We start from the raw sequence: 12,489 nt of genomic DNA on the forward strand, positions 1-12,489 counted from the left end.
GAATTATGATGAAACGTATCTTAACCATACAAGACATTTCCTGTGTGGGAAAATGTTCCCTTACAGTTGCTCTTCCCATTATCTCCGCACTAGGTGTTGAGACAGCTATTATTCCCACTGCCGTCCTCTCAACCCATACCATGTTTAGTAATTTCACTTTTAAAGACCTAACAGAGGAGATTGAACCTATAACAAACCATTGGAAATCTGAAAATATTAACTTTGACGGTATATATACCGGATATTTAGGCTCCATGGATCAGATTGATATAATTTCAAATTTATTTGATGAATTTAAGACAGATGACAACCTTATTATAGTAGATCCGGTTATGGCTGATAACGGCAAGCTATATCCTGCTTTTGATGAAGCATTCGCCGCTAAAATGGCAACCCTTTGTGCCAAGGCCGATATTATAATACCTAATATAACAGAGGCTTCTTTTATGACCGGTATGGAATATAAAGAGTCCTACGATGAGGCATATATTAAAGAAATGCTGTCTAGACTAGCCAATCTAGGTGCCAGAATTTCAGTTCTTACAGGGGTAAGCTTTTCTGAGGGCAGCTTAGGTGTTATGGGCTACGATAAAGAAAATAATGAATATTTTTACTACAAACATAAAAAAATAGATACTTGCTACCATGGTACCGGAGATATCTTTGCCAGTACCTTTGTAGGAGCATTAGGAAATAATCTTACTTGGAAAGAGGCAATACCGATTGCCGCTGATTATACAGCCAAATGTATCGAACTTACCCTGGCCGATGAAAAAGGCCGTTGGTACGGTGTTAATTTTGAAGAAGGTATTCCTTATCTTTTAAAAAGAATCGGTAAACTATAATGAAGTTGGATTTTAATTCATTGGATTAATATATTTATCTACTAGGGTATTCATAGCATCGTCTAATTCTCCCTCACTTTGATCTAGGGAAGCGAATATTGAAAGTATATAACTTTCTAATGTTTCTTTTGTCATATAAGGTGATATGGCTGATAAAAACTCATCAGTAGCACCAATAACATTAAGGGAATTAACAAAATTACTATCCCTATATGTATATACTACATAATTATTATTAATAAAAGCTGACGAACCTCCATAAGCCCCACCTTTTAACCGTATTTCTGGAGTAAGCATAAGGTTATTTAATATAGTACTAATAACCTTCCCCTTAGGGCTTATAGGGACATCATTGGCAGTTAAACTGCCGTTAACAAATAGATATTGTACCGGAGAATTAAATACTATTGCTTCTCTCCTTGCCGGTCTAGGTAAGTCGTATTCTTCTTTCATAAAACTAGAACTTATAAACTTACCTGTAAAACTAGCCATGGCACTTTTAAACTTATCTAGGGTAGCTATATTACCTGCAAATAATATATCCATATTTTGTTTATTACACATAAATGCTTTTTCTCGTATTGATAATAATTTTTTATATATCCGGTCCGGATTAGAATTAAGCTCTTTTTCCAATGATAAGATAAAATTATAATAATCTAATCCATTGAGATAATTATAGTATCTAGATGTAGCACTGGTATATGCCATGCTACGATCTTGGATAAGATTAATCGGGTCAGAAAATAGTATTTCAAATTCAGCTTTAATATTTGCTATTGTCCTCTTTTATTATTTAATAACTGCATTAAATTTTTTAATTTATTTAATACAGTTAGAACCATAATTTACCATATATATTTTAATATTTTAATTAAGATTTATACTAAACAAGCATATTCATCATTCCTTTTATTTATGACTTAAAGGAAATTAAATAACTCTAAGACTATGCTTCTTTAAAATATTTATCAGTATTATATGAATATCTAAAGAAGTCCATAGGCACAATAAGTCTATAATCTCTTATAAAGGAAGTGTAAATTATGAGTAAACAATCAAATCAAAGATATAGGAAAGAACTTGGATTAAATCATAAAGAACGGGCTAAGAACTCAAATGCCAATAATTCTGTAAAAGACATGGCCAGCAGGGAAGGATACGGTGACGGAGACCCATACGGATTTTCTGATAAAAACAAGAAAAATGACCGGTAATTTTATGAATTACCGGTCACTGTTTTTAAGGGGATATTTTCTATTTATATTGGCTGATTAAAAATCCATATAGGGAATAATCTAGATTATCTCCAAAGTACAAATATAATAGATTATTACCATTTACCTCATCAAGCCAGAAGGTATATAACCTGCCATTACCTATCTCATCTGTCAAGTTTCTGCATAAATCCTCCAGGATTATGGAATCCTTAAAGTCATATATACAGCTCATGACAGTTCCCATATTTGAAGGATACCACATATTTTTATTGTAGTAGTCCTCATTACCGTCATTGTTTATATCCGCACTGTAGGCATAATCTGAATCTTCATATAAAGTTTCCCCGGTACCTATAATGACTCCATCATTACTGTATAAAATATCAGAGAGATTACTATTACATAAGGTTTTTTTAACTGTATCAATTGCTTCAAAGGATTTATCCTCATATACAATATCCATATCATAATCATCTATTACAAAGGAAAATAATTTGCCATCAGCCAATTTGCCCTCTTCATAAAGATATAGGGAATATCCGTTATAATATTTTGTATAATAGTCGAATTCTTCCATAAGTAAATAATTCTTATCTTGATATTTTATAACAGAAAAATTCTGAAGAAAACATTCAAAAGAATTACTTAGGATATATTGTCCCTCAACTGATCCCTTATACAACATCATGCTGCTAAAACCACCGGTTCCGCCGTAGAAATATTGCCCAATCAAATCTTCAATACCGTCATTATCTACATCTACTTTAAGGGCTGCTACTGTTTCCATATTTTCCGGTGTAATACCGGTATTAGTACAGAATTCCTCCTGACTAATCTCAGTACCAACCTCTAAAGGAGTAAAAGTTTCTATCTCAGTACCACTTTCCATTGCTTCCAAAATTATATCACACAGTTGGGAGGGAATATTACTGCTTTTTGTAAATTCACCTTTATCTTCCATACTGGAATAATAACTCTCTTTATCTACAATTTCTACATGGGTTTTAGCTTTGAAATCCACCCTTAATAATTGCTGGCCTTGATATCCGGCTGTTTTATTTTGAATAAGTTTTTCCTGGGTACTATTATTATTCTCTTTTTCTGTTAATGTATCGTTTTCTTCTATTGAATTTTCACTTTCTATAAGAGCTTTATTATTATCTATATTATTTTTTTTACCACAAGCTCCTAATATAATTGTTAATACCATAATAGATAAAGCTATATTCATTCTTTTTTTCATTTGCATTACTACTCCTCCCAATGTGTCCCTTTATATGAGCACATTTTTTAATTATTTTTTATGTACATGTATGGTATAATAATAAAGAATCATGTTCAACTATAATTATATTAAGTTTTTCTTACTTAAAATTAATATTTACATATTATGTAACAGCCTTATGCCTTGTGTCAGAAATAATATTGTGTATAATATAATTATATCTAGTAATAATTAACTGCACTTTATGTGTCCCCATATTGCGGAGGAATATGATGAAAAAACTTACATATGCAATGGAAAACTATCTTGAAGCCATATATGAGTTGTCAGGAGGCAGTTGTGGAGCCAGAGTATCAGATATTTCTGAAAAATTAGGAGTTACAAAGGCAAGCGTTAATAATGCCATGGTAACCCTGGCCAATAAAGGATTTGTTATTAATGAGAAATATAAAGAAGTATTTTTGACTCCCGCCGGCCTTGAACAAGCTAAACTCACTTCGGAAAAGCATAATATTATTAGAGAGTTTTTTACCAAGGTGCTTAAAATTGATGAAGAAATTGCCGATGAGGATGCATGTTCTATAGAACATGTTATCAGCAACGATTCCATCCGTGCCATGAAAGACTATTTACAGATTAATAACAATAGTTAGAGGTACCTAAATCTAGGTACCCTTATTTATATCCCTTTTTATTTTTTATAATACGTTTAACAGGAAACTTACTTACCATCAATATAGACAAGATTACAGTAAGTATTAAAAATAAGATTAAAAAAATTCCTGTAATTTCCCTATCTAGATAACTTCGAATAAGTAATACGGTTACCATAATAAAACCTGAAGCAGTTATGGGAAGGCCGGTAAAATATTCACTATGATTTTGTAAATTATATCTTGCCAATCGAAATCCCCCGGCAAGAGAATATAACAATAAAATTAACATAACATACCAAGGGATAAATTTAAGACCGGATATAAATATTGTAATCGGAGCTATTCCGAAGGTAACAAAATCTGCAAATGAATCTAGTTGTTTACCCATATCTGAAGAAGCATTTAGGTATCTGGCAAAATACCCGTCAAATCCATCAAGTACTACGGCCACATAAACCAAATAACATGCTAACTTTCTATCTGATAAGCTATCATTATGTATCATTGAACATATAACTAAAATTCCTATAGCCATGTTGCAGGAAGTAAGTATATTAGGTAGATGTTTTAACTTTGTGGCCTTCATTTTTTCTTCCTCCTAATTTCCATATAGCTATATATAAAAGGCTGATAAGAATAACAAACCAGAAAGTAATAAAGCGAAATAGTAAAGTAATGGCCAAGGCATCACCGGATTTTATCTCCATAACCATAAGTAAACTTGCCATGGTAGCTTCAAAACTTCCAATACCACCGGGCAACAAAGGAATCATTCCCACCAGATATGATATAAATGTAACTTCAGCCAAAAATATAGGATCATAATTGCTAGTAAATAAGTGAACCAACAATATCATTTTCATGGGAAATATTATCCATATAATTAAGGATAATAAGAATTGCTTATAGATTTCCCCTTTAATACTTTTTAATACCTTTATATTAGATAATAAGCTTAGCATAAATTGCTTGATAACATCTGACCATTTATATCTAGGGTTGCTTGTCCTTATTCTATTTTCTAAGCTGCTGCTACATGCAAATATTAAAATTAATATCCCTAATAAAGCTATAAGAAAGAAATAGATAATGACTTTTATAAAAACAGCTTGAAAAATTTCAAACTCATTTGATATATGAGCAAAAGCAAATATATTGATTAGAAAAAAGCTGGAGAAACTAAGCATCTTTTGAATTGTAACCAAGGTTGCCGCCTCTTGTGTGGAATAGTTCAATTCCTTTTTCAATAATATACCCCGGGTAACTTCTCCACCTACTTTTACTCCGGGGGTAACACATTCAATAATCATACCTCTGGTATTTATGTATAACATCTTAAAGAAATTGTTTTCCCCACCCATAATCTTACTAATTCTACACCATTGATAATTAACAAGCAGCTGGCTAATTACTTGCAAAAATAACAAGGCTATAAATCCTAGGAGGGACACTTTCCTAATACTTATAAAAAATTCAGTAAAATCAAATTGCCAAAGCATTACCAACAATAGGATAGAAAGTATTATCAGCCCCACTTTTTTCATCTAAAATGCTCCTTAATATTTTATAAACAATGCCGTACGGTCTATATTCCTCCAAGTATAACTAGCCATACCACAGTAGTTATGAAATATGGAAGAATCACCTATGGAATAAAAATTAGATAAGGTCTTTTTTGGTAGCCGTACCAAGATTTTGGCACCAAACTTACACCCTTGTTTTAAATGGCAAAATACTTGCTCCATAGGGCAGACTTGTACTGCCATATGAATTACACTATAGTCTTTAGGAGAAATATTGCTTCCGTCACTATGTAAAACATCTATATAATCTTCATATCCTAATCTTCTTATTAAATCCCTAGATGTTTGTACGCAGCTAATATCATTATCAATAATTGTTACATGAGCCTGTGTATACTCATGTAACAATATAGCGCTAAAAGGACAAGGTCCTCCCCCTATGCATAAAACTTTATCTGTAGATTTAATATTTGCTAAAGCAACCTCTTCTTTAACAACATTTTTATAATATAGGGATATGGTTCTATATATAGAAGTATTCTTTGCTGCTAAACGTTCTAAAGACTTGGTAATCTTGGGTATAAATTTAACCATATATAAAACCACCCTTTACATAAATAAATGTGCTAATTGATTTATAAGTCCTGCAACCACAAATGCGGTTATTGTTGTAGAACAAGCTATCGTAAGTGCCACTTTTACGCTAAATTCTTTTGTTAAAATACCAAATACAGATAAACAGGGCAAATATAATAACGCTACTGTACCACCTACAAATGCTTGTAGGGCTGTTAATCCTTCAATAGCAAGTAGGGGAGCAACTGCCATCTCACGACGGACAATTCCTAAAATCAAGGCTATTACCGCATCCTTAGGTAATCCAAGCCATCCGCTTACAATTGGCTCAAGATATACAGCTATTTGAGCTAAAAGGCCGGTTTCTTTTAATAGGGCAGCAATTACAATTGAGATTAACATAGGAACTTCCGCATCAAGTAAGAAACCTTTCATCCTTAACATTAATTTTTTTCCATAGGCCTTGCCGTTTGGCATAAGTAAATTAGGAATTTCAATAACCATAGGATCCACTGTTCCCTTTAAGAGACGGGATAAAACAGAAGAAACAATCATCATAATTGATAAGGACAATAATATCATAAGTATTAATAATACCGGTGAAAATCCTGCAAATAAGCTGATTAAGGCTCCTGTCTGAGAAATACAAGGCACTGCAAAACAGACAATAGAAGAAATAATCAAGCGTTCCTTCTTAGTTGTTGCTGCCCTAGATCCGATAATAGCAGGTACAGCACAACCATATCCTAATAAGATAGTTATCATACTACCCCCTTGAATTCCCATCTTACGCATTATGTTATCGAATAAGACGCTTAAGCGAGGTAATACACCGGAATCCTCCAAAAATGAAAATACTATGTAAAACAATAGTACATAAGGGAAAATCAATGCTATAATCCATTCAAATCCTATTACAAATATACCATACTCACCGATTAGAACATTTAGTAAAGTTCCTTCCGGTACAAATGATGAAAACACCATCTTAAAGAATGGAACCAACACTTTATTTACTAAGGGTAATAATAGGGTTGCCCTAAGTGCCTTACCTCCACCTACAATAACACCTAATGATAATAAAATAACAAGGATTGCTATGGGAATTCCCGGCCAAGGTTTTAGCATATTGCTGCCTAATCTATCTAAGAAGGATAATTTAGTGTCCACTTTTTTTCTTACTTTGGCTGTTATTTCTCTTGCCCTATCCCAGGTATTTAACATATTTGAGGCACAAGCAGGACAAGATGAGCAATTGCCACAGGCCATTTTTGGCCTATTTATTACCTTTTGCAGTTCGTCTTTTAACTGATTAAGGCCTTCATTTTTAACGGCTACCGTAGGAATAACCGGGGCAGCTAATTCCTTTGATAATAAGCTTACATTAATTTCGTAACCATGTCTCTTAGCAACATCGGTTAAGTTTAGTGCATATACAATAGGCACCTTATATTTCTGAAGTTCTAGTCCCAGTTTAATATTCCGTTCCAGATTAGTGGCGTCTAATACGCATAAAACAGCAATAGGATTGCTGTTCATAAAACGTACTGCCACCTCTTCTGCTTCTGAAGTCGCTTCCATAGAATATGTACCGGGAACGTCAATTAAAGTATAGCTTTCATTACCTAATTTCAATGTTCCCTCTGTATAACTAACTGTGGTTCCCGCATAGTTGGAACTAACCACATGAATTCCTGTCAGATTTGAAAAAAATACACTTTTTCCAACGTTTGGATTACCCATCAGAAGAATTTTATTGGGTTTTTCATAAATCTTTTCATCATAATTTATTTCATGACAAGCAGCCACTTTAGCTACCCCCTTACCATAATTTTTTCAGCTATATCTTTACCGATTGCAATCTCACTGGATTCTATCTTAACTAACACCGGTCCACCCATCCAATGGGTCATCTTCTTGCAAACACGGGCATCTTTTACAATACCTAAGCTTTTTAAAATACCAAGTTCCGGTGCGCTGGTAATAGTATATTGTAAATTATCTTTAGCATAATAAAGGCTGTTAGAAATCTTTTCGGAGTTTTTCTTTCTCACTTAAACTCTCTCCTTATCTTCTATATTGTTATGGATTATTCATATACTATAAAAGTTAGTCACGTCTAACTTACATATATATATCACACCGGTCGAACTTTGTCAATAAAATAACGAGTTTTTTGAAAATAATTTTCATTATCCATAGTATTATATGCTTGAACAATTTATTTTATCTCTACTTGTATCCATTTTATTGATACTATATTATTTTATAAGCCTTCAAATGCTTATATTTGTAAAAAAAAATTGATTGTAAATTAAGTTGATTTTACTCATTTATAAAAAAAGGTGTACCAAAACATTCCTTCTAAAACCTAACAGAATGTTTTAGTACACCTTAAATATCTATACATTATTTTATCAATGCTATTACCTCAACTTCACATAGTACATCCTTGGGAAGCCTTTGTACAGCTACACATGAACGAGCAGGCTTGCCGGTAAAATACTTTGCATATACTTCGTTAAACTTAGCAAAGTCATCCATATCCTTTAAAAAACATGTAGTCTTTATAACTTTCTCAAAAGATGATCCTGCTTCTTCTAAAACAGCCGATATATTCTCCATTACCTGTTGTGCTTGAGTTTCAATGTCATCTCCATTTATTTCGCCTGTTTTGGGATTAATAGGTATCTGTCCTGAAGTAAATAGGATATTATCATATATTATTGCTTGGGAATAGGGTCCGATAGCCGCAGGGGCTTTTTCTGTATTTACTTTTTTTATCATATAATACGCCTCCATAGATTTTCTTTTATAGGTTTGCCATTTTTATTTCATTTTCTAATTATAATCATATCTTACATCTTTTACAAGATTTTTATAAAACTAAAACACAGGCTGATACCTGTGCTTTATGATTATAATCTATTTCCGATAAATTTATCTATTACATTATTAAATTCATCTTTCTGATCATAAAAAGATCCATGACCTGAAAATTCAAAGGGAATTAATATAGAATTTCTTATCATACTATGCTGTATCTTACCCAGTTCAAAAGGTACGATTTTATCATGAATACCATGAATTATCAATGTAGGTACTGATATTGATTCTAAGTCGGCAAATAGTACCTCATTTATCCAAGTTTTTGCTATTGCTGCAGTGGCCCAACCGGCTGCTTGCAAGCCTAAACGGAAAAACCACTTTGAGAAAGCTTCTGAGCTATGTTGAAAGAAAAATTTATTACCAAAATCTTGTAGCATTTGGGGGCGGTCATTATAAGTGCCCTCGATTATTTGTAATACTGTTTCTATATCTAAACCATAAGGAAAATTAGGTCGTTTAATTAAACTTGGGGCTGCGGCTGCTATAAGTACCAGTTTTGATACTCCATATCCTTTATAACGATACATATATCTTGCTGCTATTGCACCACCGGTAGAATGGCCTGCTAAGGTAAAATCACTTAAACCTAAAGCCTCTACCACATCTTTTAAATCCTCTGCCAATGTATTATAATCATACCCATTAAATGGCTTATCAGATTTACCAAATCCTCTTGTATCAATTCCAATACACCTATAACCTAACTTGGGCAGCTTATTAAATTGGTATTCAAAAAGATTATGATTGGCAGGCCAACCGTGTAAAAATACAATTGTTTTTTTACATTCCGGTCTTAAATCTTCAACATATATTTTTACCTTGTCTTTTACTTTAATATAATAGCCCATATTTTCACCTTAATGAAGGAATATATACTATCATATTCTTAGAAAAAACTTATGTGTATATTTGATAGCAAATTCATATAAGCAGAAAATTAAAGGGCTATCTGATATAGTTAATCCCATATCAGATAACCCTATTTAATATGATTAATTTTTACTTAAAAAATCATCGATAGCTTTTGCAGCTTTTTTACCGGCGCCCATAGCTAAAATTACTGTAGCTGCTCCGCTTACAGCGTCGCCTCCGGCATAGACCCTATCTCTTGAAGTAAGTCCTGTTTCTTCATCGGCTACTATACACTGCCATTTATTGGTTTTAAGTCCTTCTGTTGTAGATGTAATTAGGGGATTTGGAGATGTTCCCAGTGACATAATAACTGTATCTACATCCATTATAAATTCTGAACCTGCAACTTCCATAGGCCTTCTTCTTCCTGATGCATCCGGCTCTCCCAGTTCCATTTTTACGCACTTCATACCTGTAACCCAACCGTTCTCATCTGCTAAGATTTCTACGGGATTGGTTAGAAGATCAAAGATTACTCCTTCTTCTTTGGCATGATGAATTTCCTCAACTCTTGCCGGTAACTCACTTTCTGATCTTCTATAAACAATATGAACTTCTGCTCCAAGTCTTAGGGCAGTTCTGGCAGCATCCATAGCAACATTACCGCCACCAACCACAGCAACCTTTTTACCGACTTTTATAGGTGTAGCATAATCATCTATGTAAGCCTTCATTAGGTTGCTTCTTGTTAAGAATTCATTGGCAGAAAACACTCCGTTAGAATTCTCTCCCGGGATACCCATAAACTTAGGAAGACCTGCTCCGGATCCAATAAATACCGCATCATATCCTTCATCTTCCAGTAAAGAATCAATAGTAACAGTTCTGCCTACGATAACATTAGTCTCAATCTTTACTCCTAATTTTTTTACATTATCGATTTCATGTTTAACCACTGTATCTTTGGGAAGTCTAAATTCTGGAATACCATAAATTAAAACTCCCCCCGGCTCATGTAATGCTTCGAAAATAGTTACCTCATAGCCCAGCTTTGCCAGGTCACCTGCACAGGTAAGACCTGCAGGTCCACTTCCTATTACAGCAACTTTCTTACCATTTTTCTCTTTTGTTTCATTTAAATCAATATTATTTTCCCTAGCCCAGTCAGCTACAAATCTTTCAAGCTTACCTATAGCTACAGACTCTCCTTTAATACCAAGAACACATTTACCTTCACATTGTACCTCTTGAGGGCATACTCTTCCGCATACAGCAGGAAGTGCACTGGCCTGTGCTATGGTTCTTGCAGCCTTTTCAAATTCCCCTTCCTTTACATATTGAATAAATGTAGGAATATCAATTGTTACAGGGCACTGTGAAACACATAAAGGTTTTTTACAGTTTAGGCATCTACTTGCCTCTTTTATTGCCTCTTCTTCTGTATATCCTAAACATACTTCATCAAAATTAGTAGCTCTTACCTTAGGGTCCTGTTCACTTATAGGAGTTCTTACCATTCTATCTACTGCCATTTATTCTTCCTCCTTACTACTCACAATCACAGCCTGGTCTGTGATGTGTATCTCCTTCTTCAATTTTAAGAATAGCTCGTCCTTCTTCGGTCTTATACATTGCCTGCCTTCTCATTGCTTCATCAAAATTAACCAAATGTCCGTCAAATTCCGGACCGTCTACACAGGCAAATTTAACTTCATTACCTACAGTTACTCTACATGCACCACACATACCGGTTCCGTCTACCATGATAGGATTTAAACTAACTACTGTAGGAATATTTAATTCCTTAGTCAGCTGGCATACAAATTTCATCATAATCATGGGGCCGATAGCAACTACCAAATCATATTTTTTACCTTCTTTTTCTACTAAATCCTTAAGAAGATTAGTTACCATTCCCTTATAACCATAGGAGCCGTCATCTGTGGCTATATAAAGTTCTCCTGCCACAGCTTTCATCTCATCCTCAAGTATAAGAGTATCTTTTGTTCTGGTACCGATTATTACATCAACTTTAATATCGTTATTAAACATCCATTTAACCTGAGGATAAACCGGTGCAGTTCCGACTCCACCTGCTATAAATAGAATATTCTTTTTTCTTAATTCATCTATATCTTCCTTGACAAATTCAGAAGGCATACCAAGGGGGCCAACAAAATCAGAGAAAAATTCTCCTTCCTCATACTGAGCCATCTTTTTTGTTGACTCTCCAAGTGTCTGGAATACGATTGTTACTGTACCCAAATCTCTATCATAATCACAAATAGTTAGAGGGATTCTCTCACCCTTTTCATCCATCTTAACAATGACAAATTGACCGGGATTAGCAGATTTGGCGACTCTAGGAGCTTCTATATCCATTAAATAAATCTGTGATCCTAATTGCCTTTTGTTTACTATCTTGTACATGTTTAACCTCCTTAATCTAATGGCAAGCGTAATTAACTGTTATTCTTCCATATTAACAGCAAGAAATCAACTATAAATTTATAACAAATATTAGCACAGCTGTGAATTTATATTACTTTATGTAAAATCTTTTTTTATAAAAAGTTTGTTAAATAAAAAACAATACAATCAGTATTGTATCTTAAATTTTATAGTATGAAAAGCAACTTAATTTCTATAGATCACAACTTTTAGTGATAGGTAAACAAATACAATTATTTATGATTTGATTTT

The 12,489-nt window shown here is 33.5% G+C and carries 14 protein-coding genes; 3 read left to right on the forward strand and 11 right to left on the reverse strand.

What is annotated here, in order from left to right; translation table 11 throughout:
- Positions 1-8: 8 nt before the first annotated feature.
- On the forward strand, positions 9-845 hold the full coding sequence (locus tag SD1D_RS06040; protein ID WP_058258101.1) for a pyridoxamine kinase: 837 nt from the start codon (positions 9-11) through the stop codon (positions 843-845).
- Between the two features lie 12 nt (positions 846-857).
- Here the strand turns inward: SD1D_RS06040 and SD1D_RS06045 are convergent, their stop codons facing one another.
- Complete coding sequence (locus SD1D_RS06045; protein ID WP_058258102.1) at positions 858-1,556, reverse strand: insulinase family protein; 699 nt, start codon at positions 1,554-1,556, stop codon at positions 858-860.
- Between the two features lie 335 nt (positions 1,557-1,891).
- Between SD1D_RS06045 and SD1D_RS12145 the strand changes: the two genes are divergently transcribed.
- Positions 1,892-2,062 (forward strand): hypothetical protein, encoded by a 171-nt coding sequence (locus tag SD1D_RS12145; protein ID WP_157893099.1) that lies wholly within the window; start codon positions 1,892-1,894, stop codon positions 2,060-2,062.
- 40 nt (positions 2,063-2,102) lie between these two features.
- On the opposite strand, the gene SD1D_RS06050 is transcribed toward SD1D_RS12145, so the two are convergent.
- Positions 2,103-3,314 (reverse strand): hypothetical protein, encoded by a 1,212-nt coding sequence (locus SD1D_RS06050; protein ID WP_058258103.1) that lies wholly within the window; start codon positions 3,312-3,314, stop codon positions 2,103-2,105.
- Between the two features lie 248 nt (positions 3,315-3,562).
- On the opposite strand from SD1D_RS06050, the gene SD1D_RS06055 reads away from it, so the two are divergent.
- On the forward strand, positions 3,563-3,943 hold the full coding sequence (locus tag SD1D_RS06055; RefSeq protein ID WP_058258104.1) for a metal-dependent transcriptional regulator: 381 nt from the start codon (positions 3,563-3,565) through the stop codon (positions 3,941-3,943).
- Positions 3,944-3,965: 22 nt separating this feature from the next.
- On the opposite strand, the gene SD1D_RS06060 is transcribed toward SD1D_RS06055, so the two are convergent.
- The 9 genes from SD1D_RS06060 to SD1D_RS06100 form a co-directional block, all read right to left on the reverse strand.
- Positions 3,966-4,532 carry a CDP-alcohol phosphatidyltransferase family protein gene (locus tag SD1D_RS06060; protein ID WP_058258105.1) on the reverse strand — a complete coding sequence of 189 codons (567 nt, stop codon included), beginning with the start codon at positions 4,530-4,532 and terminating at the stop codon, positions 3,966-3,968.
- Positions 4,501-5,490, reverse strand: a complete 990-nt coding sequence (locus SD1D_RS06065) for a lysylphosphatidylglycerol synthase transmembrane domain-containing protein (protein ID WP_058258106.1) — start codon at positions 5,488-5,490, stop codon at positions 4,501-4,503. The genes SD1D_RS06060 and SD1D_RS06065 overlap by 32 nt, the downstream gene beginning before the upstream one ends.
- A gap of 12 nt (positions 5,491-5,502) precedes the next feature.
- Positions 5,503-6,063: a hypothetical protein gene (locus SD1D_RS06070; protein ID WP_058258107.1), complete on the reverse strand. Its 561-nt coding sequence runs from the start codon at positions 6,061-6,063 to the stop codon at positions 5,503-5,505.
- 15 nt (positions 6,064-6,078) lie between these two features.
- Positions 6,079-7,854, reverse strand: coding sequence for a ferrous iron transporter B (locus tag SD1D_RS06075; RefSeq protein WP_058258108.1), 1,776 nt, complete (start codon positions 7,852-7,854; stop codon positions 6,079-6,081).
- Positions 7,855-7,859: 5 nt separating this feature from the next.
- Positions 7,860-8,099, reverse strand: coding sequence for a FeoA family protein (locus tag SD1D_RS06080; RefSeq protein ID WP_058258109.1), 240 nt, complete (start codon positions 8,097-8,099; stop codon positions 7,860-7,862).
- Positions 8,100-8,454: 355 nt separating this feature from the next.
- Entirely contained in the window at positions 8,455-8,832 is a 378-nt protein-coding gene (locus tag SD1D_RS06085) for a RidA family protein (protein WP_058258110.1), read from the reverse strand.
- A gap of 131 nt (positions 8,833-8,963) precedes the next feature.
- A complete protein-coding gene (locus SD1D_RS06090) occupies positions 8,964-9,782 on the reverse strand; it encodes an alpha/beta fold hydrolase (protein WP_058258111.1) in 819 nt (272 codons plus the stop codon).
- Positions 9,783-9,926: 144 nt separating this feature from the next.
- Positions 9,927-11,318: an NADPH-dependent glutamate synthase gene (gene gltA, locus SD1D_RS06095; protein ID WP_058258112.1), complete on the reverse strand. Its 1,392-nt coding sequence runs from the start codon at positions 11,316-11,318 to the stop codon at positions 9,927-9,929.
- 16 nt (positions 11,319-11,334) lie between these two features.
- Positions 11,335-12,216, reverse strand: a complete 882-nt coding sequence (locus tag SD1D_RS06100) for a sulfide/dihydroorotate dehydrogenase-like FAD/NAD-binding protein (protein WP_058258113.1) — start codon at positions 12,214-12,216, stop codon at positions 11,335-11,337.
- Between the last annotated feature and the right edge of the window lie 273 nt (positions 12,217-12,489).

The sequence above is a fragment of the Herbinix luporum genome, from assembly GCF_900070325.1.
Taxonomy (GTDB): domain Bacteria; phylum Bacillota; class Clostridia; order Lachnospirales; family Lachnospiraceae; genus Mobilitalea; species Mobilitalea luporum.